The following is a 24,534-nucleotide window of genomic DNA, read 5'->3' as shown; positions in this document are numbered from 1 at the left end:
AAAATCTAATCTAGCTTTAATATAATTTGCATTATGTTATATTGGTCACAATAATTAATTGGCAAATTTACACTAATATACAAAAAAATTGAAACTACTTTTTATTTACTGATGTCTTATTAGTCGTTTAATCTAATATATTAATTAGTTTAGAGATCATTAAGGCATCAGAGAATAGCAGGGCATATTATCTATGAGTAACATTGACCACGATCGCCGAAAGTGGCTCGGCGTAAGTGTGGCCGCATTGGGATTAAGTTTATTACCTCAATCTGCTTTGGCTGCATTGACAACACCACGTCCTAGGATTTTACGTTTTGATAACCTTCATACAGGAGAAACACTCAAAGCTGAATTCTTTGATGGTCATCGGTATGATAAATCAGAATTAGCTCGCCTGAATCATTTGTTTCGTGATTTTCGTCAAAATAAAGTTAAAACTATTGATCCGAAATTGTTTGATCAAATTTATTTATTGCAAATGATGATGGGAATAAATAAACCTGTTCAGCTAGTTTCTGGTTATCGTTCACTGACGACAAATAATATGTTACGCCACGCCAGTGGTGGGGTGGCAAAACATAGTTACCATACCCGTGGGCAAGCGATGGATTTCCACATTGATGGTATTCAGCTCGCACGTATTCGTAAGGCTGCCCTAAAAATGCAGGCCGGGGGAGTTGGGTTTTATCCAAAGAGTAACTTTATTCATATTGATACAGGCCCGGTCAGGACGTGGTAACCTTGTTACCAATTAATCTTATTACCAACAATGAGTCTTGATTGTGGAGTTAAACAATATAATGAAATACCACATTATCCCCGTCACTATGGCGATGCAAAATTGTACATTGATTTGGTGTGAAGAAACTCAGGAAGCGGCGATTGTTGATCCTGGTGGTAATGCTGAACAACTTATTGCCGAAATAGAGCGCCGTGAGCTGAAACTTACTCAAGTTTTGCTAACACATGGTCACTATGATCATGTTGGCGCTACTGCTGAAGTTGTGAAGCATTTTGATGTTCCTGTTTACGGGCCACATAAGGGAGATGCTTTTTGGATCGAAGGTTTGGAAATTCAATGCCAAATGTTTGGTGTTGAACCGTGCCCCTCTTTTACGCCAGATCGTTGGTTAGATGAGGGAGATACATTGCAAATTGGTCATGTTGAATTATCTGTTTTGCATTGCCCGGGGCATACACCAGGACATATAGTCCTTGCTAATCATGCTGATAAATTAATTTCAATGGGAGATGTGCTATTTAAAGGTAGCATTGGTCGCACTGATTTTCCCGGTGGCAATTATGATGAATTGATTCAATCCATTAAGGAAAAAGTATTACCATTAGGCGATGATTATCAATTCATTCCTGGTCACGGGCCGATGTCAACTGTGGGACACGAACGGAAAACCAACCCATTCTTGCAAGATTAATTGGAAGCGGTTTTTCTTGACGTAATGAATGAGATAAAGAAAACAAAAGCCGCTTCTCAGCGGCTTTTTTGGAATAAATATCAACTAATTAGATACAAATTAGAGTACAGCAACAATAGCTTCACACAGAGGAACCATGTTCTCCAGTGTTAAACCTGCAACATTGATACGGCCGGAGCTAACTGCATAAATACCGTATTCTTCACGCAGGCGTTCAACTTGTTCTTTTGTCAAGCCGCTGAATGAGAACATGCCATTTTGAGAGATAATGAAGTTGAAATCTTGTTTCGCACCTTTTTCTTGCAAGGTGTTCACAAATAGCTGGCGCATGCGTTGAATACGCTCACGCATTGTTGCCAATTCCTGAATCCACTCTGCTTTCAGATCGTCATCAGACAGAATTGTCGTCACAACGGAAGCACCGTGTGCTGGTGGGTTAGAGTAGTTGGTACGAACAATGGATTTTGCTTGGCTGAATGCTTTTTCTGCGGTATCGCTATCTGATGCAACGATGGTGCAAGCACCAACGCGCTCATTGTACAGGCCAAAGTTTTTGGAATAAGAGCTGGCAACGATCAATTCATTGTGGTTTTTGGTAAAGATACGCAGACCTTCTGCATCTTCATCCAATCCTTTGGCAAAGCCTTGGTAGGCAAAATCGAACACTGGCAACCAACCATTTGCAGCAGATAGATCTGCTAATTTTTGCCATTGTTCAGCCGTTGGATCGATACCCGTTGGGTTATGGCAGCAGCCATGCAGCAAAACAACATCACCAGCTTGCGCTTCAGACAGGCTTGCCAGCATGCCATCGAAATCCAAAGCATGTTTTTCTGCATTGTAATAGTTGTATTCGCGGATTTCTAAACCCGCACTGGAGAAAACACCTTTATGGTTTGGCCATGTTGGGTTGCTGATCCAAACGCGTTTTGCAGTGGTCTGTTTAGCGATAAAGTCAGCGGCAGTACGCAGTGCGCCGGTTCCGCCTGGACTTTGTACAGTACGGGCGCGTTTATCAGTTACGATAGGGTTGGTTTCGCCGAAGAGCAGTTTCTGAGTGACGCGGCCAAATTCAGGTAATCCACTAATTGCCAGATAATTTTTGGTGGTTTCGTTTTCCAGCAGGAATTTCTCTGCTTTTTTAACGGTAGTCAGGACAGGGGTTTTACCGGTTTCGTCTTTGTAGACTCCGATACCCAGGTTGATTTTATTTTCACGAGGATCGGCTTTAAAGCTATCCGCTAAACCAAGAATAGGATCGGCAGGCGCTGCTGTGATTTTCTCAAACATTTTTTTGATTCCAAGACTCGGAGAGTTAAGCCCAAAATAAGTTGTACGCCGCTCAGGGTAACCTTAAGGAATCCATTTGCCAACCACTTGTAGCAAAAAGAATAAAATCTTGTGAAGTAGTTTACGTAGTGAAAAAAAGGGCCTGAAAAAACAGGGAAGTAAAACGTAAAAAGCAGCGCTGAAGCGCTGCTTTTTCTGAGATAACTGTGTTTAACTTTTCGTTAAACCGTTTATCAGCAGTGATTAGAACTGATAAGTCAGGCCAACACCGAATACGTTGCGAGCGTTTGCATCGCCCTTTTCGTTTTTGTCTAACAAGTTGATTTTGTAATCAACATAGGTAGACAGGTTTTTGTTAAAGTAGTAGTAAGTACCTACAGAAACATATTTAACCAGATCTGCATTGAAACCTTTGTTACCGTCGTTACGTTCCAGATCTTTACCTTTGGATTGAACGTAAGCCAAAGATGGTTTCAGACCTAAGTCAGAGAACAGGTATTGTGCAACCAGTTCGAAGTTCTGAGTTTTATTAGCGATACCGTCAAAGCGCTCTACTGAGCCACGGTTGTATTCATGACCACCTTTACCTGGAGTCATGTTACGGGTTTCGCCGTACATAGCTGCCAAGTAGACATTGTTAGCATCGTATTTGGCACCGATATTCCATGCTTCAGCACGCTTACCGAAAGCATCAGACTGTTTCTGGCCCGCAACGTCTTTATCACCTAAGGTACGTGCAGAATTAGCATAAGAACCACCAACAGTGATACCGTAGCCTACATTGTAAGTGGCAGATAAACCGTAGCCATCACCATTTGCTGTTTCAATATCTGTGCGTTTGTTTTTGGTGCGATCGCTGTTTTGACCTTGGTATTGCAGAGCAAAGTTCAGACCGTCAACCAAACCGAAGAAGTCAGTGTTGCGGTAAGTCAACAGACCAGTAGCACGATGAGTCATGTAGTTGTCTTTATGAGACATGGAGTCACCACCAAAGATTGGTAGTACGTCAGTCCATGCGTTGACATCATAGTTCACACCATAGTTACGACCGTAATCCAGTGAACCATAGTTAGCGAATTTCAAACCAGCAAAAGCCAGACGAGTAGTAGAGGTATTTTGCTCACCTTCTGCTTTATGAGCTTCCAAGTTGTATTCCCAACGACCAAAGCCAGTCAGTTGGTCAGAGATCTGAGTTTCGCCTTTGATGCCGATACGAGCATAAGAAGCATCACCATCTTCACCGCTTCTTTTGTCTGCGATCTGATGACGAACGTCTACTTTACCGTACAGATCCAGTTTGTTGCCGTCTTTGTTAAAAATTTCAGCCGCGTTTGCTGTACCAGCAACCAGCAGAGCTGGGATTACCACTGCAAGAATATTGCGCTTCATTATTATTACCCTCATTGGTGTTATCTAGACATCTGCCACCGCCAGAAATAGAACACTAAAAATTTTTGGAACTATTTGTGGGTATCGAGTGTCTTATTAGTCGGCGACCAGTGTTCCATTGGTAATGAATTTTATCTACCCTCAAAATGCTACAAAAGTACAAAATCAGTAACAAAATGAAAATAGATGTTTCAAAGTGTAAATATGAGGGAACTTTTTTTATGTGCTTTTCGTCATAAAATGAAAAAAGCCAGCTTTTACTGGCTTTTCGAAGGATTGATTCCTAGCTTATTTATTGACCTGATTCATTAGAAACTTGCGTTTCTTGGTGTCCGTGGGAATGGGATAACGTCGCGAACGTTGGATACACCTGTTACATAAGCAACCAAACGTTCGAAGCCCAAACCGAAACCGGCATGAGGAACGGTGCCGTAGCGACGCAGATCACGATACCACCAGTAATCTTCTTTATTCAGGTTCATTTCTTCCATACGCTTATCCAGCATATCCAGGCGCTCTTCACGTTGGGAACCACCGATGATTTCACCAATGCCCGGAGCCAGAACATCCATCGCTGCGACGGTTTTACCATCTTCGTTCATGCGCATATAGAAGGCTTTGATGTCTTTTGGATAGTTCTTCATGATTACTGGTGCATTGAAATGTTTTTCTGCCAGATAGCGCTCATGCTCCGATGCCAAATCAACACCCCAGAAAACTGGGTTCTCAAATTTTTGGTCGCAATTTTCCAGAATTTCTATCGCATCGGTGTAATCCAATTGGATGAAATCAGAATCGACGAATTTTTCCAGACGAGTAACAACTTCGCTATCAACACGTTCTGCAAAGAAAGCCAAATCATCGGCACGCTCTTCCAATGCCGCTTTGAAAACATATTTCAGCATTTCTTCGGATAGTTTGGCGATATCATTCAGATCGGCAAAAGCCACTTCTGGTTCAACCATCCAGAACTCGGCCAAGTGGCGGCTGGTATTGGAGTTTTCTGCGCGGAAAGTTGGCCCGAAGGTGTAAACTTTGCTTAATGCACATGCATACGCTTCACCGTTCAACTGACCGGATACCGTCAGGAAGGCTTCCCGACCGAAGAAGTCTTGGCTGAAATCCACTTCGCCTTTATCTGTGCGCGGCAAGTTTTGCATATCCAAAGTGGAAACACGGAACATTTCGCCAGCACCTTCTGTATCTGATGCTGTGATCAATGGTGATGATACCCAGAAGAAGCCTTTTTCATGGAAGAAACGATGCAGAGCCTGAGCCAGTGTATGGCGAACACGAGCAACTGCGCCAATCAAATTGGTGCGTGGGCGAAGGTGAGCAACCTCACGCAGATATTCAATACTGTGACGTTTGGCTGCCATTGGGTAGGTATCTGGATCATCAACCATGCCAACGACAACGACTTTAGTGGCTTGTAGCTCAAAAGACTGGCCTTTACCTTGTGATTCCACCACAGTACCAGTGATTTCTACAGAACAACCTGTGGTTAAATGTAATACTTCATCCTGATAATTAGGTAAATTATTATTAACGACTGCCTGTAATGGATTAAAGCAGGAACCGTCATAGACGGCGAGGAATGAGATACCAGCTTTAGAATCTCTCCTTGTACGTACCCAACCGCGGACGGTGACTTCATCGCCAACCGGAACACGGCCTTGCAGTACATCGACTACAGGCGCTACGCTCATAAATTTCTCTCTTTTTTATACAATGGATTAATAACTAGATAGATTTACCACAAAGCCCCCTTCATCAGGGAGCAGATCTTCTATCTTACTTGTCATCTCTCAGGAAACAAGAGGAAATTGAGGGCGTTAACGAGGAAACTAGGGAAAAGTTGTTTTTTTACTTGCGTAACCAGCATGATGCTGGTTACGCAAAGGACAATTGACCGAATTATACTGCTTTCTCTATATAGGGAATATCAAACGCTCGACGTAACCTATCGACAAACTCATCATCTTCACAGATGGTTTTTCCGGGACTATCCGAAAGTTTCGCTACTGGTTTACCATTGCATTCGACGAGCTTGATAACGATATTCAGTGGCTTTATACCCGGAATATTACAGGTTAACCGTGTACCAATACCGAAAATAACGTTAATTCTCTTGTGGAAATGACGATACAGCGCCAATGCTTTTTGCAGATCCAAACTATCAGAAAATACCAATGTTTTCGTCATTGGATCGATACCCAGAGATTGATAGTGTGCGACGGCTTTTTCACCCCACTCAATAGGATCGCCAGAATCGTGGCGCAGGCCCTGGTAAGCTGTCGCTAATGGTTTGTCAAAATCGCGTAGGAAAGCATCCATGGTAATGCAATCAGTCAGGGCGATACCTAACTGGTTTGGATACTCATTCAGCCATGTTTGTAGTGCAGCCCGCTGACTATTAGCTAATTCCGGGCTAATCTGTTGATGAGCTTGAAACCATTCATGAGCTTGTGTACCGAGAGGAGGGAGCTCAAGTTGCTCTGCCAACTGATAATTACTGGTTCCGATCAAATAGGGGAAGCTATTTTTCAGCTCATTGATAATGGCATATTGCACTTCGTGCGAAAAACGACGGCGAGTACCAAAATCCATTAATTTAAAGCCGGACAGATCGATATTTTTTTCTGCAGCGTCTTTATAAAACAGCTCAATCAGTTTTCTCAGCTGAATAACGGCATCTTCTGGTGTTATTTCAGGTGAGCGATGGCGGTGAACTAATTCGCTGATCAGGGCAAGCAAAGGTACTTCCCACAAGATCACTTCGTGCCATAAACCAGAAATACGGATGGCTAACTGTCCTTTATGGGTAACAGAAACTTCTACTTGTTTAGGATTAAAGCGGAATGTTTTGCACCAGTTCAGGTAATCCTCTTTAAAGAACGGGAGGCGAGAAAGATAATCGACTTCGCGTTCTGTCAATGCTAAGTCTGCCATCATATCAATCTGATGACGTAATGCCTCGGCGTATTCTCCGAGCAACTCATCACTACGGCAACGAAACTCTGCAACAACAGGAATATTGCAGTAATGGTGATACACTGCTTGCTGCATGTGAAACTTATAAGCATCAGTATCAAGCAGCGATTTAATAATCGGGGTAGCGTCTAAAGTCATGGCGCGTCAAGCATCCTCGCGGAGCGTATTCGTATCAGCTAAATCGATAAAGTTGGGAGAGTATACCGTGATTATTAGGTTATTGAAGCCATATAGCTGCATATATTTTCCCGAACCTAAAGATTAAGGTTAATCCATTTATAGATAATATCATGTTAAATGAGATATGAGATGACAATTCGCACGAAAGTACTAATATGCTGACTACATCATTTATACCTTTATTTAATAAGTTATTAACATCTGAAAAAAGAGACTTACCGATTGAAAGAATGATTGCTCTATGGCAGCGTTAGCGCTTGGAATGTTTCTATGGAAACGCAATATGTCAGGCGCTTTGTAGTTAAGGTCATATATAAGGTTATATAGACGCCATTAACTATCTATGTCTGTTAAGAATACACCTGTGAAAGCACACCTGCTAAAACATGCCTGTTAAAAGTAATGGAAAAGGTTCCCTATGACACAACAGCGACTCGTTAAACAACGTCTGGATTATAAAGCACCAGATTACACAATTACCGACATTGATCTCGATTTTGAATTAGGTGCTGAGAAAACAACAGTGACGGCAATCAGTCAGGTAAAACGTCTGGCTAATGATATTACTCCACTGGTTCTGGATGGAGAAAACCTCACATTAAAAAGTATCTATATAGATGATAAAGTATGGGAGCATTATCAGGAACAGGATGGAAAATTACTGATTGAACAACTTCCAGCTCAATTCACCCTGAAAATTGTGAATGAAATTAACCCATCAGCAAATACAGCACTTGAGGGGCTGTATGTGTCTGGGGATGCCTTGTGTACCCAGTGTGAGGCTGAAGGATTCCGTCACATCACTTATTATTTGGATCGTCCCGATGTTCTGGCTTGTTTTACTACCCGCATTACTGCGGATAAATCCAAATATCCATTCTTGCTTTCCAATGGTAACCATATTGAACAAGGAGAGTTGGAAGATGGGCACCATTGGGTGAAATGGCAGGATCCATTCCCAAAACCTGCTTACTTGTTCGCATTGGTTGCGGGGGATTTTGATGTCCTGCGTGACACGTTTGTGACCCGCAGCGGTCGTAAGGTTGCATTGGAATTGTTTGTTGATCGTGGCAACTTGGATCGCGCTGACTGGGCCATGACATCGCTGAAAAATTCGATGAAATGGGATGAAACACGGTTTGGTTTGGAGTATGACCTTGATATCTATATGATCGTTGCCGTTGATTTCTTCAACATGGGCGCAATGGAGAACAAGGGACTGAATATCTTTAATTCCAAATATGTATTGGCAAAAACGGAAACAGCAACAGACAAAGATTATCTCGCTATTGAGGCGGTGATTGGTCATGAGTATTTCCATAACTGGACAGGAAACCGCATTACCTGCCGCGATTGGTTCCAGCTAAGCCTGAAAGAAGGGCTGACCGTATTCCGTGATCAAGAGTTTAGTTCTGATTTAGGTTCACGTTCCGTTAACCGTATCAATAACGTGCGTGTCATGCGTGCTGCACAGTTTGCTGAAGATGCCAGCCCTATGGCTCACCCTATCCGTCCCGATCAGGTGATGGAAATGAATAACTTCTACACGCTGACTGTCTATGAAAAAGGCTCAGAAGTTATCCGGATGATCCATACCTTACTGGGTGAAGAACAATTTCAGGCGGGTATGCAGCTTTATATCCACCGACATGATGGTAGTGCTGCAACCTGTGATGATTTTGTTCAGGCAATGGAAGATGCTTCAAATGTCGATTTGACACTCTTCCGTCGCTGGTATAGCCAATCAGGGACGCCTGTGCTGACTGTCCGTGATGAATACGATGCAGAAAAACAGCAATATGTTTTGCACGTTAGTCAAATGACACCACCAACGGCAGATCAGAAAGAGAAACAACCACTGCATATTCCTTTGGATATCGAGCTTTATGATGAACAAGGAAGGGTAATCCCACTGCGCCGAGATGGTCAGCCTGTGCACCATGTTTTGAATATTATTAATACAGAACAAACATTTGTATTTGATGGTGTTCCATCAAGGCCTGTTCCTTCTTTATTGCGTGAATTCTCTGCACCAGTGAAGTTGGATTATCCGTACAGTGATGAACAACTTTCATTCTTGATGAAACATGCTCGCAATGAGTTTTCCCGTTGGGATGCAGCGCAAGCATTGCTGACCAATTATGTGAAGTTGAATGTTGCCCGTAACCAAAAATCTCAGCCACTGGAATTGCCAATGCATGTCATTGATGCTTTTCGTGCTGTATTGCTGGATAAAGAAATTGATCCAGCCTTGGCTGCATTGATCCTGACTTTGCCATCTGAAAATGAAATAGCGGAACAATTTACGGTTGTAGATCCTAAAGCTATCCAAGATGTCATTCGTGCAATGGTAAAAGCGTTGGCCAATGAAATGGCTGATGAATTTGCTGCGGTTTATCACAGCCTTCATTCAGGTGCATACCGTGTAGATCATCAGGATATTGCAAAACGTGATTTGCGTAATACCTGTCTTTACTATCTGGCCTTTATTGATGACAAAGCGCTGGCTGATAAATTAGTGGCGGCACAATATTATCAGGCTGATAACATGACTGACAGTATTGCTGCCCTGTCTGCGTCGGTGTCTGCTGAATTGCCTTGCAACTATCAATTAATGGATGAGTTTGATCAACGTTGGCATCAGAATGGTTTGGTCATGGATAAGTGGTTCAGACTGCAAGCAACCAATCCGGCTTTTGATGCGCTTGATAAAGTGCGTGGCTTGCTGAAACACCGCTCTTTCAGCTTAAGCAATCCAAACCGCGTTTATTCGCTATTAAGAACATTCTTTACCAGTAATGCTGTGGCTTTCCACACCGAAGATGGTAGTGGTTATCAATTTTTGGTGGAAATGCTAACGGATTTGAACAGCCGAAATCCTCAAGTTGCATCAAGCTTAATTGATCCATTGATTCGTCTGAAACGTTATGATGAAAGACGTCAGGTCTTAATGCGTGCTGCATTAGAGCAATTGAAAGGGCTGGAAAATCTGTCTGGTGATCTGTTCGAAAAAATTACCAAGGCACTTGAAAGTTAATATGTAATATATACTCTGGTTTGCCGGAGGATATCGGACTACAAACAAACTCCATTTAAAATAATGGAGTTTGTTTTTATAAAATTTCATTATCTCCTTGTTTAAACAGCATTTACGCACTACATCCGGCAGATATACTTTAGGCTGACAAGAATAAAATATATATGCGTTGGGAATACAGAATGAATATTCAATTCAATCGACTGAATGAAGTTAATAGCAATGATATTATTGCATTAAATACTAATCTTCTTGTTGCCCCCGATAAATGTCTTTGGCGGAGGGTATATTCGGTGAACATTTTTTTCAATGGGACATGAATCAGTAATGATCTTACTTTCTCCGACCAAAACCCGAATAAAAGGGCTTGAATAATATTCTTTTTAGCTGCTCATGAAGGGGCTTTTTTGTTTACTCATATAATGGTAAATTAGCGCCCTCTTCCAGTTACGACAACGCAGCAATTATATATGTATGGGATTGTACATAATTTAAAATGTATAACTGACAATTCTGACGTAAAAATCATTAAAAACAATAGGTTAACTTAAATGTATTATTCTCTAGTGCGGAAGGCATTGTTCCAGCTTGATCCTGAACAGGCACATGAGCTTACTTTCCGCCAGCTCAAACGTGTCGCCGGTACTCCTTTCGAATTTCTCATTCGCCAGTCCGTTGCCACTAAACCTGTTACTTGCATGGGGTTGTCTTTCAAAAATCCACTTGGCTTAGCCGCAGGCCTTGATAAAAATGGTGACTGCATTGATGCGTTTGGTGCGATGGGCTTTGGATTTGTTGAAATAGGTACAGTAACACCGCGCCCACAAGCTGGAAATGATAAGCCAAGATTATTCCGTGTGGTTGAAGCGGAGGGAATCATCAACCGGATGGGGTTTAATAATCTTGGGGTAGATAATCTGGTTGAGAATGTTAAACGAGCAAAATACGATGGAATTATCGGAATTAATATTGGTAAAAATAAAGATACTCCGGTCGAAAATGGAAAAGACGATTATTTAATTTGCATGGATAAAACTTATCCTCACGCAGGTTATATCACTATCAATATTTCTTCTCCTAATACTCCCGGCCTGAGAACATTACAGTATGGTGATGCACTGGATGATCTCTTGTCTGCGATTAAAAATAAGCAAACTGAACTTCAGCAAAAGTTCCAAAAGTATGTTCCTGTTGCTGTTAAAATCTCTCCCGATCTTTCAGAAGAAGAATTAATAAAAATAGCTGATAGTTTAATGCGCCATCATATTGATGGGGTTATCGCAACCAATACCACTTTGGATAGAAAGATTATCGAGGGTTTGAATCACTGTCAGCAAGCTGGAGGATTAAGTGGACGCCCTGTACAATTGCGTAGCACAGAGATTATCCGCCGCCTTTCTCAAGAATTAAAAGGTGAGATACCAATTATTGGTGTTGGTGGAATTGATTCATTGGTTGCGGCCAGAGAAAAAATGGAAGCAGGCGCTTCATTAATTCAGATATATTCCGGTTTTATCTATAAAGGACCAAAACTTATCAAAGATATTATTAATCATATCTGAATATTTGCCGCAATTTGAGAGTGGGGGTTTATTTCTGCCCCTAACTCGTCTATATTTTGCTTTATAGATTAAATTTTATTATTTATTTTTAATTTCTTATTTCGGTGGTAATGCTTATTTTTAACCAAAAAAGCTATTTTGAGCATAAAAGGGTAGTCAATGAAAATTAGACCTGATGACCAGTGGCGCTGGTATTTTGATTCTGAGCATAGCCGTGTCATGCTCGATCTCGCTAATGGCATGGTTTTTCGTTCTTGCTTTCCTGCCAAAATGTTGACCGACTATGCCGTTACAATGAAAGAAATGTCATTCTCAGTCGATGATGCTGCGCTTTTTTACACCTTTGAAGAACATGGACGCCTCATTAATATCGCTCCCGCGCTCAGAACTGAATTGGCTTTGAATGGTGTGGTAGCATTACGCTTTATGAAACCACAAATGCCTAAAAGTTGGTATTTTTCCCATGTTTCTTTAATAGGAAAACCTGAATACGGTGAAATTGTTCAGCTTCAATTACAGGAAAGTGGTATTGAAGCACTGTTTATGGTTGCAGAAGTTGGCGACAATGCCAGTTTATGCTTGCTGGCACAACAAAAGTTAGAGCTGAATGATCGTGTAATGAATTTTTGTGATCCCATTAAAGTCATGAATGATCGCATGATGCCTTATACCGGGCCAACTCATTTATCAATATATGATCGGGTGATTTAGTGCCATTTATTAAGCTGCTGTGTTCATAACATTATTAAGGCTGTTATTCCATCAACATTATTGATTGAGTTTGATTGTATGTAATCAGATATCTTTATAAGGCTAATCAACGGAATAATTTTTTTTCATAATATTTTGTCGGCCTAAAAACTCGGTAATAAAAATCCAGTTAAAACTAGTAAGATAAATATAAAAATCAGACAGATGTTTTGACTTATACTGCCTGATTTAAATGCAAATTCCATCAACGTATATTATTAATGTTTAGCTTAATTCAATAACTAAATCATTTTTAGGTATACAGCTACATGCCAGAATTTTTCCATTATTCTTGATAGATGTTGATTTTAATGGCAATACATCCCCTTTAATCAGGGATATCTTACAGGAACCACAAATTCCGGCACGACATGAATAGGGGATTCGAATACCTTGATTTTCGAGCTGTTCTAAAATAATTTGCTGATTATTTCCGATAAAATGCTGTCCATTGAATTCAATAGAAACTGCCTGTTGAGTAGCTTCCTTTATAGTTAAATCAGTTGATTGCTCCCCACCGCCATATTCGCGTGGTGTTCTCTTTTCCAAAATAGTGACACGATCTCCAACGCGGATAATGCCACTATTACGGGCTATTGCATTCTGCCCAAAATCAACCGCACCATCTTCTTTGGCTGTTCTGAAAGACTGTAGTGTAGCCAGTGGTTCACCTTTGGGATTTTTACGGCCTTTTTCCGGACTGACTGTTGTCAGGATACAGCGGCTGCATGGTTTTGGTAGATCGAAAACAATATCCCCGATTTGGATAACCTGCCAGCTATCCTCTTCAAAAGGCGTTGCACCTGTGACGATTATATTGGCCCGGAATTGCTCTATTTTAATGCTGGCAGGACAACGTTGTTGCAAAGCATGAAAAGAGGCTTCATTGATAATTAAATAGGGGAAACCATCTGCAAATGATAAAGAAATATCGGGGAATTTTTTGACCCGCCGAGTTAATTCCTCACTGAGCCAGCGTAGTTGTACAGGCATATCAAAAAAGCCACTTAGCCAACTGTTCACCAGCTTTGGGGCGACTAAAGCTGTAAAATGATTTCCCCAAACTTCGGTCGGGAAGCGCTCTTCTTTAAAATCATCGTAAAGTATAGTTGCGCTTTCCCCGTTTGGAGCCTGTAAATACAGACCGTTATGAAGCATAGTTGGGGTAAATAGTAGCATCTGTGGGTATTGGCGAGCGGTAATAAAAGTACCGTCTGTTGTGGTTATCATAAAACTGCGGTCAAATATCAAGCCACTTTCACTGACGAGGGAATGAGAGAGTCGCAAACCACGCATGGATTTGACGGGATGGGTATAGAGACGCGACAGGGCGATCATCCAATATCTCCAGAATATTTTTATTTTTAATCGTATCAGCAACTTTATGACATGTCGTTGGTATTAGCTATAATGTGCAGCAATTTTTTTGGTGGTAAACTTTTTGTGGTGATTAATAAGATGAACTCTCTCTTTGCCAGCACGGCACGCGGACTAGAAGAACTGTTAAAGAACGAATTAGAAATGCTGGGAGCGCAATCCTGTAAGATTGCCCAGGGTGGTGTTCATTTTCAGGGTGATGATCGGGTGATGTATAAAAGCCTGCTTTGGAGCAGACTGGCATCCCGTATCATGATGCCTCTTAACGAATTCAAAGTTTATAGCGATTTGGATCTGTATCTTGGTGTCCAGTCCATTGACTGGAGTGAGATCTTCTCAGTTGATAGCACATTTTCGGTGCATTTCAGCGGCACGAATGAGGAGATCAGAAATACGCAATACGGCGCATTGAAAGTAAAAGATGCCATTGTTGATAGTTTTATGCGCAAAATAAAGCAACGCCCTGATGTTGCTAAACAACAACCTGATGTTCGTATCAATGTTTTCCTGAATAAAGAGAAAGCAACAGTGTCACTCGATCTGAGTGGGGATAGCCTGCATATTCGTGGCTACCGTGATCTGGCTGGACAAGCTCCACTGAAAGAGAATCTTGCGGCAGCGATTATTTTGCGTTCTGGCTGGAGTATAGGAACGCCAATGGTTGACCCAATGTGTGGCTCAGGGACACTGCTAATAGAAGCCGCCATGATGGCGGCAGATTGCGCACCTGGCTTACATCGTAAGTATTGGGGATTCACATCATGGTTGAAATTCGATGCAGAAATCTGGCGTGAAATTACTATAGAAGCACAGGTACGTTTCCGTAAGGGGTTACAGGAAACCATTTCCCGCTTTTTCGGAACGGATATTGATCGCCGTGTAATGGATATGGCACGCTCAAATGCGCGCAGGGCAGGAGTGGCTCAATTGATCCAGTTCCAGCAGGGAGATGCAAGTAAACTGGAGAATCCATTACCGGAAGGGCCTGTGGGAACGGTATTAAGTAACCCGCCTTATGGCGAGCGCCTTGAAAGTGAACCTGCATTGATTGCATTGCACAGTGTATTTGGTCGTGTGATTAAAGCCCGCTTTTCTGGCTGGCGCTTATCCTTGTTCAGTGCTTCACCTGAGTTGTTGAGTTGCCTGCAATTACGTGCAGAACGTGAGTTCAAGGCTAAAAATGGCCCTCTGGATTGTATCCAAAAGAATTATTTCATCCAAAAGAACGAGCAACTATCGGATAAAACTCAGTCATTGGATATAGGTATTGCTGAGGATTATGCTAACCGTCTGCGTAAAAATGAGAAAAAACTCAGTAAGTGGGCTAAACAGCAAGGCATTGATTGCTATCGTCTATATGATGCGGATTTACCAGAATACAATGTTGCTGTTGATCGCTATGCCGATAAAGTGATTGTGCAAGAATACGCTCCACCGAAATCAGTGGATGCCAATAAGGCTCGCCAACGTCTGTTTGATGTAATCAGTGCGACAATGAATGTGCTCGGTTTATCATCCAGCCAGCTGGTTTTGAAAACTCGCCAGCGTCAGAAAGGCAAAAACCAGTATGAAAAAATGGCCGAGAAGAAAGAATTCTTTTTGGTAAACGAATATGGTGCGAAATTCTGGGTTAACCTGACCGATTATTTGGATACAGGATTATTCCTTGATCACCGTATTGCCCGCAAAAAATTGGGTGAAATGAGCCGAGGCAAGGATTTCCTCAACTTGTTTGCTTATACTGGTTCGGCGACAGTTCATGCAGGATTGGGTGGTGCGCGTTCGACGACTACGGTAGATATGTCTCGTACTTATCTTGAATGGGCAGAGAAAAACTTACAGGTAAATGGCTTAACTGGACGTCAGCACCGTTTGATTCAGGCTGATTGCTTGGGATGGTTGGCTCAGTCCCGTGAACAGTTCGATGTAATCTTTATTGATCCCCCAACATTCTCTAACTCCAAGCGAATGGAGGACACTTTTGATGTTCAGCGTGATCACATTACATTAATGAAACAACTAAAATGCCTATTACGTCCTGGCGGAATCTTAATGTTCTCCAATAATAAACGGGGTTTTAAAATGGATTTTGCTGAATTGAGTAAGTTAGGGCTGGTTGCAAACGAAATAACAGAAGAAACTTTATCTCAGGATTTTGCCCGTAACCGTCAGATTCATAACTGCTGGCTGCTGCGTCACGCTGGCGAGGAAAAATAACATTATGTCATTGATTAGTTTATCCGGTGCTTGGTTATCATTCAGTGATGCGCCGTTGTTGGATAACGCTGAGCTGCACATCGAAGAAAACGAAAGAGTGTGTTTGGTTGGTAGAAATGGTGCGGGAAAATCCACATTATTGCGCGTATTGGCAAAAGAACAGCCACTGGATGATGGCTTAGTCATTTATGAACAAGACCTGATTGTTGCGCGCTTACAGCAAGATCCTCCCCGTGATGTAGAAGGCACGGTATTTGATTTTGTTGCAGAAGGGGTAAAAGAGCAGGCGGAATGCATTAAAGCGTTCCATCATGTTTCGCGTTTGGTGGAAACAGATCCTAGCGACAAGAACCTTAATCGCCTGGCAGAATTACAGGAAATACTGGATATCCAAGGCCTATGGTCATTGGATAGCCGTATTAGCGACGTACTGAAACAACTCTCCTTGCCAGCAGAAGCGAAATTATCTTCATTATCTGGTGGTTGGTTGCGTAAGGCGGCATTAGGCCGGGCACTGGTTTGCTCTCCAAGAGTGCTGTTTCTTGATGAACCGACCAACCACCTTGATATTGATACCATCGAATGGTTGGAGAATTTCCTGAAAGACTTTAATGGCAGCCTTGTGTTCATTTCCCATGACCGCTCATTCATTCGTAATATGGCGACACGCATTGTTGATTTGGATCGCGGGAAGCTGACTTCATGGCCGGGGAATTACGATAAGTATCTTGAAGGAAAAGAAGAAGCCCTGCGGGTTGAAGATTTGCAAAATGCCGAATTTGATAAAAAACTGGCACAGGAAGAAGTTTGGATCCGTCAGGGGATTAAAGCACGGCGTACCCGCAATGAAGGTCGGGTAAGAGCACTGAAAGCACTACGGGTAGAACGTTCTGAACGCCGCAATGTTATGGGAACTGCCAAGATGCAGGTCGAAGAATCGACACGTTCCGGTAAGATTGTATTTGAGATGGAAAATGTGAATTATCAGATTGATGATAAAACATTGGTCAAAAATTTCTCAGCTCAAGTTCAGCGTGGTGACAAAATTGCGTTGGTAGGGCCAAACGGCTGCGGTAAAACGACACTATTGAAACTCATGCTGGGGGGGATGTCAGCAGATAGTGGACGTATTCATTGTGGGACAAAGCTTGAAGTGGCTTACTTTGATCAGCACCGTACTGCATTGGATCCTGATAAAACCGTGATGGATAATCTGGCAGAAGGTAAACAGGAAGTCATGGTCAATGGACGTTCCCGCCATGTACTGGGTTATTTACAGGATTTCCTTTTCCACCCCAAACGAGCGATGACTCCTGTACGAGCACTTTCTGGTGGTGAGCGCAATCGGTTATTGTTGGCTCGTTTATTCTTGAAACCAAGCAATCTCCTTATTCTTGACGAACCGACCAATGACCTTGATGTTGAAACATTGGAACTACTGGAAGAATTGGTTGATGGCTATACCGGAACTGTGATTTTGGTGAGCCACGATCGTCAATTTGTTGATAACTCAGTCACTGAATGCTGGATTTTTGAAGGCAATGGTGAAATCAATAATTATGTAGGGGGATATTACGATGCGCAGCAGCAACGAACACAAACTATATCCCTGCGTCAAGCTTCAGAGAAAAAGGTGAATGTTGACGGTAAGGCAGTAAAACCAAAAGAATCGCCAAAACGGACAAATAATAAGATAAGTTACCATTTACTGCGTGAATTAGAGCAACTACCATCACTATTAGAAAAGCTAGAAGAAGGGGTAGATAAATTACAATCTCGGGTCAGTGACCCGGATTTCTTCAACCAATCACATGAAATTACACAAAATATCCTGAATGAATTGGCAAATAAAGAACAAGAACTGGAAAAGGCTTTTGATCGTTGGCAGGAATTGGAAATGATGAAAAACGGATGATAGCTACCGAATAGCATAAAAGAAACTTGTGGGTTTTGCTAAAGGAGAAACACTTTGTGTTCCAATAACCACCAGCACGACAAGCTGGTTCTTTGTCCCCAGTGTGACATGCTGGTGGCTGTGCCTGATTTGGAACAAGGGAAAAAGGCGGTTTGTCCACGATGTAATACTTTACTGGCAGCAAAGTGGAAAGAGCCGCGTAACCAACCAACAGGCTATGCATTAAGCGCATTAATGATGCTCTTTCTCGCTTGCCTGTTTCCTTTTGTTAGCATGAGTGTTGCGGGGATTGAGAGCAAAATAACATTAACTCAGATCCCCAAAGCGATGTTTAGTGAAGACTATTCCAGCATGGCTGTGTTTTTTCTGATCTTCGTTCAGCTTGTGCCGACATTTTGTATGGTTGCCATCATCCTCTTATGTCAGAACGTCAAAATGGCGTACCGCTTGAAAATAGAGTTGGCGCGCATCCTGTTTAAGATGAAAACGTGGTGTATGGCAGAAATCTTCCTTGCGGGTGTGCTGGTGAGCTTTGTTAAGCTCATGGCATATGGTGAAATCAGCATTGGTTTGAGCTTCTTACCTTATTGTCTATTTTGTTTGTTTCAGATCAGGGCATTTCAATGTCTTGATAGACATTGGTTTTGGAATGAAATAGAGTCCGCCCCTAAAATTTGTCATAAGTTACAAGCAGGAATACCCGGGCTGGTGCAAGGAGTCAGGTTATGTCAGTGTTGTACTGCCATTTTGCCAGCCCAGCAATTTCAATGCTCCCGTTGTCACACAAAGGGACATGCCCGTCGTCACCATAGTCTCCAATACACAATGGCACTACTGATAACATCAGTCATACTTTATATTCCGGCAAATGTTTTACCGATTATGGTAACCCAAGCATTAGGAAGCCACATTAATTCCACTATTCTAGAAGGCATTATTCTACTTTGGAGTTCCGGTTCTTATCCTGTTGCGATGGTTATTTTTATTGCCAGTATTATGGTGCCTTTATTGAAAATGCTGGCTATTAGTTGGTTGTGTTGGGATGCAAAAAGACAAGGCCGACATGATTCTGAAACGATGCATCTTATTTATGAAGCTGTGGAGTTTGTTGGCCGTTGGTCAATGATTGATGTGTTTGTGATTGCTGTATTATCGTCGCTGGTTCAGATGGGACAGTTAATGAGTATCTACCCTGCTATGGGGGCTGTACTGTTTGCTTTAGTAGTGATCTTGACAATGTTTGCATCAATGACATTTGATCCGCGTTTAACTTGGGATAAATCCAACAGTAAATTCGAATTACATAAAGATGAGGAATCGTAAGGTGACGGATAAAGAAGAAGATCTGACTCAAGCCAGAATCAGTAAACTGAAGAGTTGGTCACCTGTATGGATCGTACCAATTATCACTGTGCTTATTGGAGCGTGGATATTGTTTTATCATTTCAGCCATCAAGGGCCAACAGTGACTCTGATAACAACTGGTGCTGAGGGGATCGAAGCAGGAAAAACTAAAATCAAAAGCCGCAGTGTCGATGTTGGTGTCGTTGAAACCGTATCACTGAGTGATAATTTGGATAAAGTTATTATCACAGCCCGCCTTAATGATGGTATGGAACGTTTGTTACACAAGGATACCGCATTTTGGGTTGTCAAACCTCAGATTGGACGTGAAGGAGTTTCCGGCCTGAGTACATTACTATCAGGTGTATTTATCGAATTACAACCCGGTACACAAGGAGGGGAAGAACGAAACTTTTCATTGCTCGACACACCTCCACTTGCTTCCCCTGATGCAAAAGGCATTCGCATTATTCTGACCAGCGAAAAAGCAGGGCGGCTAACACCTGGAGATCCAGTACTATTCCGTGGTTATCGTGTAGGTTCGGTTGAAACTGGTCTTTTTGATCCCAAATCTCGACAGATCCGCTACCAAATTTTTGTCAATGCCCCTTACGATGGTTTATTGACAACGAATGTCAGGTTTTGGAAAGACAGTGGTGTATCTTTCGATATGTCATCACAAGGCTTACGGGTTGATGTTGCTTCATTATCAACTTTGTTTGCGGGTGGAGTGAGTTTTGATGTACCAAAAGGTTGGACTTTGGGTAATTCTGTCAAAGAAAAAGAAATTTTCAAACTTTATGATAGTGAGAAAAGCATCCAAAATTCACTTTATACTCAGCATAAAGACTTTTTATTATTTTTCTCTGATTCTGTGCGTGGGTTACAGGTGGGAGCACCTGTTGAATTCCGTGGTATCCGATTGGGAACTGTGGCAGCAGTGCCTTTTTATTCAGGGGGAGTTAGGCAACGGCTCGACAATGAGTTTCGTATTCCCGTATTGATCCATATAGAGCCTGAACGTTTTGAAAAAGAATTGGGCAGTGGATTCGATACAGATAAAGAATTAAAGCTGATTATTACCCGGGGGTTGAGGGCTACCTTGAAATCGGGAAATTTACTGACCGGTGCATTATTTATTGATCTGGATTTTTACCCTAATGAGAAAGTCTGGGAAGGCCCACATGAAATTGCAGGTTATGAAACTTTACCAACAATCAGCGGTGGATTGGCGCAGATTCAGCAAAAAGTTATAACGGCATTGGATAAAATCAATAATATGCCGATTGAGCCAGTATTTATTCAGACAAAGCGGACACTCGAAGAAAGCCAGAAGGTGATTAAAGCAGCACATAAAACCATGACTGAATTAAATCGTATTCTTGAGAGTCAAGAAGCGCAGGCACTTCCTAAAGATATCCAAAATACATTATGTGAGTTGAATCGTAGTATGCAGGGAATTCAACCAGGCTCACCAGCTTATAGTAAGTTAATGGACAATATGCAGCGGCTGGATCAGGTACTACGTGAGTTGCAACCTGTTTTGAAAACGCTTAACAATAAGAGTAATGCATTGGTCTTCGAAGCTGAAGCAACAAAAGATCCAGAACCTAAAAAGGCACCTAAATAATGAAAAAGTTAATTTCAAGATTGGCGTTTTTTATTCCTGTCAGTGTTTTTGTGGTTGGAAGTTTATTTATTTCTGGGTGCAGTAATGGTCAGCCACAAAAAACGTATTATCAATTACCTGTTTTGGCTAATACAGTAACGGAAAAACCTACATCACAGGAAATCAAGCTGGGGGCGAAACATGAACCGCAGCTGTGGATAAAAGGCGTTAACCTTTCTGACTACCTTGCGGCTCCTGGAATCGTGTATCAAACAGGAGATGTAAGCTATGTTAATGCATCAAACCATTTATGGGCCAGCCCATTGCAGCAACAGTTACAACAAGCATTGATCTCTGAATTGAGCGCAGCATTTCCGAATCGTTTGGTTTCGGGCCAGGAGTTAGAAAAAGATGCAGATGCGCTGGATATCACAATAACCGCTTTTCACGGGCGATATGATGGGCAAGTGTTGATTGAAGGCTATTGGGTACTATCTAACTCAAACAAGGTGATTAAGCGGCCTTTCAACCTTAAATTGAAACAGGAAAAAAATGGCTACCCTGAATTAGTGCTTACTTTGTCAAAGGGGTACGATCAGTTAGCTAAATCCATTGCGAGACAACTTTCTTTGCAACGTTAACCGAGCAGAGTAAAAATCTACCATAGCTATTTTAGGTCTGCCTCTGCTTGATATTCATTTCATATCAGGATACCACTAGAAAAATAGGATAAAAAACGATCATTTATTTATCTTCATGGTAACAAGTGAGGAAGTAAAGTATGAAAAGACAGAAAAGAGACCGTTTAGCAAGAGCACTTTCCAGAGGCTATCAAGCAGGCATTTTGGGACGGCCACGGGAGAATTGTCCTTATCATTCATTGAATGCTCGTTCGTATTGGTTAGGGGGATGGCGTCAAGCGTGGGAAGATCGTGTTTGAGGTTAATTTAATGGGATAAACACCTCCGCAGTGGCGGAGGTGTTCAGCATCGGAGACAGAAGCTAATCAATTTGTTAGTCGCCAATGTGAGTTCATTGATTAGTTATGCTGGTTCATTAAAAAGCACTGGTATCTTTGAATAAGCCTACTTTCAAATCAGTCGCAGTATAAATCAGTTTGCCATCTACCAGAACCTCGCCATCAGCCAGCCCCATTATTAATTTGCGATTAATGACACGCTTGAAATTAATGCGGTAGGTCACTTTTTTTGCCGTTGGTAATATTTGACCAGTAAATTTGACTTCTCCAACGCCTAGTGCACGACCTTTACCTTCTCCGCCGAGCCAGCCCAAAAAGAAACCAACAAGCTGCCACATGGCATCAAGGCCGAGGCAGCCGGGCATGACAGGATCATTGACAAAATGGCAATCGAAAAACCACAACTCAGGGTTAATGTCGAACTCAGCTTCGACATACCCCTTATTGTAAATACCACCAGTTTCTGTCATTTTCGTGATGCGATCCATCATCAGCATATTGCCAGAAGGCAGCGGTGGTCCATTTTCACCAAACAATTTACCTTGTCCAGAGGCTTGAAGTTCTTCTTTCGTGTAGGACTCTTGTTTTTTAAACATATTCTCAGATTGCCTTATAATCATGTAGGGCTAGAGAATAGCGTACACTTGTACGCTCAACAACTCCGATCAGATAATTAGGGAGTTAACCTAACCAGCGGAGAAACCAAGGGAACTGAGGTCTTTCTTGAATATTAGCTTGTGTTATACGTTCATGTATCATAGCTAACAAGTGTTCTTTTTGTGGATCATAATAGGGAATGCCGAGTAACAATGATGCGGCCTCAGAGACATGCTCAACTGCCCAAATATGGAATTGCCCATTTTGTACTGCATCAAGAACATCTTGATTCAAGCATAAATGTTGAATATTTATGGATGGAATAATGACACCTTGATGGCCAGTTAATCCGCGATAGTTACATAGGCGGAAGAAGCCTTCGATTTTTTCATTAATGCCTCCAATGGGTTGTACATAACCAAATTGGTCGACTGCACCAGTAACAGCAATTTGCTGGTCGATAGGTTGCTGTGATAGGGCGCTGATAAGGGCGCACAATTCAGCAAGTGAAGCACTGTCTCCATCTACTTCACCATAGGATTGTTCAAAGACAATGGAAGCGGAAAAAGGCTGTGGCTGATCTAATTTCAATTCAGAAATTAAATAAGCCTGCATGATCATCATGCCTTTCGCATGAATATTGCCACCTAACTCAACTTTGCGCTCCACATCAACAAATTCTCCATCCCCTAAGTGTACAACACAACTGATACGGGAGGGTTCACCCATTGGCTCAGGGTGTCCGGGATATTCGAGCACGGATAGCCCATTGATTTGTCCAATAACTGAGCCTTGCGTACGAATCAATATTTGTCCTTTCAGAATTTCGTCCATGCTGCGTTCAGATAAATAGCCATGACGCCAAATACGATTATCCTCTGCTTGTTGTAGCGAATATTTTGTGATCTGGTTTTCTTGATGATAATTGGCCGCAGCTTCCAGTTTTTGTTGTATCCATTGGATATCCAGAGGTAACTGGAATTGATCTTCTGTATAACGAGCAGCGAGTTTAATCAGTTCAGGCCAAGCATCGGTACTTAAAGGAGGAAAGTTTTGTTGCCGGGTGATTTCATTAACATATCGGCACCATACTGCCAGATCATCTTCTTCATGAAAGGGCATATCCAACTCAAACTCACCATACAATGCATTATTTGCCAGCTCAGGCTCAATAGATTGTAGCTCTTCAAGACTAAGCCTGTCTCCGACTAAAAGCAGACGAAGATCCAATTCCATTGAAGGTATTGGTAGTGGAAGAGAACGATTTTCATCGTGTGACAGCCAGTCAAAACGGCGTTGAACAATCATTTGCTTGAGGCGAACCCACATCAATGGCTGAGAGAGTAGGGTACGCAGAGGCAAAATCAAGATACCACCATTTACCTGATGGATAAGACCGGGTTGTAGTTGAAGAACCCCTTGATGCGTATAGATATTGCCAAATAGTTGCTCTGGCTCAATCCATTCACGGTAAGCAACTCGTTTAGTTGGTGCAAAAAGGCCTTCCTCTGAAGGGTGCCAAATAATAGTTTGGTGCTCTATATGATAATAACCGCCGATACTTGGACGATTCTCCGGCAAGTTCTCTGGTAACAAAGAGGAAATCGTATCGGATAAAAGAGACAGATAAGCATCACTCTCTTCCGCCTTCAGCAGCATAAAAGGCTGACGTAGAGAAGTCTGACAAAAAAGGGATAATCCACTGTACAATCTGGGTTGAACTTCATCCATTGTGATGGAGGGTAATTCAGCGACAGAATTAAAGAGTGCTTGATACGGCGCATTGTTTGGCTGTAATGCCTGCCAGTCTAATTTTATATTCGTCAAAGTGATAGCTACATATAGTAAAAAGGGAAAC

Annotated in this window: 18 protein-coding genes; 11 read left to right on the top strand and 7 right to left on the bottom strand. The window is 42.0% G+C overall.

Annotated elements, in window-relative coordinates:
- Window positions 1-193: 193 nt before the first annotated feature.
- Window positions 194-742, top strand: coding sequence for a peptidoglycan L,D-endopeptidase MepK (gene mepK, locus Xvie_RS15890; protein WP_086110159.1), 549 nt, complete (start codon window positions 194-196; stop codon window positions 740-742).
- Between the two features lie 61 nt (window positions 743-803).
- Window positions 804-1,436, top strand: a complete 633-nt coding sequence (locus tag Xvie_RS15885; RefSeq protein WP_086110158.1) for an MBL fold metallo-hydrolase — start codon at window positions 804-806, stop codon at window positions 1,434-1,436.
- A gap of 99 nt (window positions 1,437-1,535) precedes the next feature.
- Here Xvie_RS15885 and Xvie_RS15880 read toward each other — a convergent pair whose 3' ends face one another.
- The 4 genes from Xvie_RS15880 to pncB all read right to left on the bottom strand — a co-directional run bounded on the left by Xvie_RS15880 (window position 1,536) and on the right by pncB (window position 7,247).
- Window positions 1,536-2,726, bottom strand: a complete 1,191-nt coding sequence (locus Xvie_RS15880) for an amino acid aminotransferase (protein ID WP_086110157.1) — start codon at window positions 2,724-2,726, stop codon at window positions 1,536-1,538.
- Window positions 2,727-2,969: 243 nt separating this feature from the next.
- Complete coding sequence (locus tag Xvie_RS15875; RefSeq protein WP_086110156.1) at window positions 2,970-4,115, bottom strand: porin; 1,146 nt, start codon at window positions 4,113-4,115, stop codon at window positions 2,970-2,972.
- Between the two features lie 308 nt (window positions 4,116-4,423).
- On the bottom strand, window positions 4,424-5,824 hold the full coding sequence (gene asnS / locus Xvie_RS15870) for an asparagine--tRNA ligase (RefSeq protein ID WP_086110155.1): 1,401 nt from the start codon (window positions 5,822-5,824) through the stop codon (window positions 4,424-4,426).
- 208 nt (window positions 5,825-6,032) lie between these two features.
- Window positions 6,033-7,247 carry a nicotinate phosphoribosyltransferase gene (pncB, locus tag Xvie_RS15865; protein WP_086110154.1) on the bottom strand — a complete coding sequence of 405 codons (1,215 nt, stop codon included), beginning with the start codon at window positions 7,245-7,247 and terminating at the stop codon, window positions 6,033-6,035.
- 460 nt (window positions 7,248-7,707) lie between these two features.
- On the opposite strand from pncB, the gene pepN reads away from it, so the two are divergent.
- From pepN to Xvie_RS15850, 3 genes are all read left to right on the top strand, one after another.
- A complete protein-coding gene (gene pepN, locus Xvie_RS15860; RefSeq protein ID WP_086110153.1) occupies window positions 7,708-10,326 on the top strand; it encodes an aminopeptidase N in 2,619 nt (872 codons plus the stop codon).
- A gap of 551 nt (window positions 10,327-10,877) precedes the next feature.
- Window positions 10,878-11,888 (top strand): quinone-dependent dihydroorotate dehydrogenase, encoded by a 1,011-nt coding sequence (gene pyrD / locus Xvie_RS15855; RefSeq protein WP_086110152.1) that lies wholly within the window; start codon window positions 10,878-10,880, stop codon window positions 11,886-11,888.
- Window positions 11,889-12,047: 159 nt separating this feature from the next.
- Entirely contained in the window at window positions 12,048-12,599 is a 552-nt protein-coding gene (locus Xvie_RS15850; RefSeq protein ID WP_086110151.1) for a cell division protein ZapC, read from the top strand.
- A gap of 264 nt (window positions 12,600-12,863) precedes the next feature.
- Here Xvie_RS15850 and Xvie_RS15845 read toward each other — a convergent pair whose 3' ends face one another.
- Window positions 12,864-13,976 (bottom strand): YcbX family protein, encoded by a 1,113-nt coding sequence (locus Xvie_RS15845; RefSeq protein WP_086110150.1) that lies wholly within the window; start codon window positions 13,974-13,976, stop codon window positions 12,864-12,866.
- A 120-nt stretch (window positions 13,977-14,096) separates the two neighbouring features.
- Between Xvie_RS15845 and rlmKL the strand changes: the two genes are divergently transcribed.
- The 6 genes from rlmKL (at window position 14,097) to rmf (ending at window position 22,040) form a co-directional block, all read left to right on the top strand.
- On the top strand, window positions 14,097-16,232 hold the full coding sequence (rlmKL, locus tag Xvie_RS15840) for a bifunctional 23S rRNA (guanine(2069)-N(7))-methyltransferase RlmK/23S rRNA (guanine(2445)-N(2))-methyltransferase RlmL (RefSeq protein WP_086110186.1): 2,136 nt from the start codon (window positions 14,097-14,099) through the stop codon (window positions 16,230-16,232).
- 4 nt (window positions 16,233-16,236) lie between these two features.
- Window positions 16,237-18,147 carry an ABC transporter ATP-binding protein gene (locus tag Xvie_RS15835; protein WP_086110149.1) on the top strand — a complete coding sequence of 637 codons (1,911 nt, stop codon included), beginning with the start codon at window positions 16,237-16,239 and terminating at the stop codon, window positions 18,145-18,147.
- Window positions 18,148-18,201: 54 nt separating this feature from the next.
- On the top strand, window positions 18,202-19,470 hold the full coding sequence (pqiA, locus tag Xvie_RS15830; protein WP_086110148.1) for a membrane integrity-associated transporter subunit PqiA: 1,269 nt from the start codon (window positions 18,202-18,204) through the stop codon (window positions 19,468-19,470).
- A 1-nt stretch (window position 19,471) separates the two neighbouring features.
- Window positions 19,472-21,121, top strand: a complete 1,650-nt coding sequence (gene pqiB, locus Xvie_RS15825) for an intermembrane transport protein PqiB (protein ID WP_086110147.1) — start codon at window positions 19,472-19,474, stop codon at window positions 21,119-21,121.
- Window positions 21,121-21,741 (top strand): membrane integrity-associated transporter subunit PqiC, encoded by a 621-nt coding sequence (gene pqiC, locus Xvie_RS15820; protein WP_086110146.1) that lies wholly within the window; start codon window positions 21,121-21,123, stop codon window positions 21,739-21,741. The genes pqiB and pqiC overlap by 1 nt, the downstream gene beginning before the upstream one ends.
- Before the next feature lie 140 nt (window positions 21,742-21,881).
- Window positions 21,882-22,040: a ribosome modulation factor gene (gene rmf / locus Xvie_RS15815; RefSeq protein WP_086110145.1), complete on the top strand. Its 159-nt coding sequence runs from the start codon at window positions 21,882-21,884 to the stop codon at window positions 22,038-22,040.
- A 116-nt stretch (window positions 22,041-22,156) separates the two neighbouring features.
- On the opposite strand, the gene fabA is transcribed toward rmf, so the two are convergent.
- Window positions 22,157-22,675 carry a bifunctional 3-hydroxydecanoyl-ACP dehydratase/trans-2-decenoyl-ACP isomerase gene (fabA, locus tag Xvie_RS15810; protein ID WP_086110144.1) on the bottom strand — a complete coding sequence of 173 codons (519 nt, stop codon included), beginning with the start codon at window positions 22,673-22,675 and terminating at the stop codon, window positions 22,157-22,159.
- 85 nt (window positions 22,676-22,760) lie between these two features.
- Complete coding sequence (locus tag Xvie_RS15805; RefSeq protein WP_086110185.1) at window positions 22,761-24,503, bottom strand: AAA family ATPase; 1,743 nt, start codon at window positions 24,501-24,503, stop codon at window positions 22,761-22,763.
- Window positions 24,504-24,534: the final 31 nt, after the last annotated feature.

Source organism: Xenorhabdus vietnamensis (assembly GCF_002127535.1).
Taxonomy (GTDB): domain Bacteria; phylum Pseudomonadota; class Gammaproteobacteria; order Enterobacterales; family Enterobacteriaceae; genus Xenorhabdus; species Xenorhabdus vietnamensis.
The sequence above is the reverse complement of the archived record's forward strand: the minus strand, read 5'-3'. Positions and strand labels throughout refer to the sequence as shown.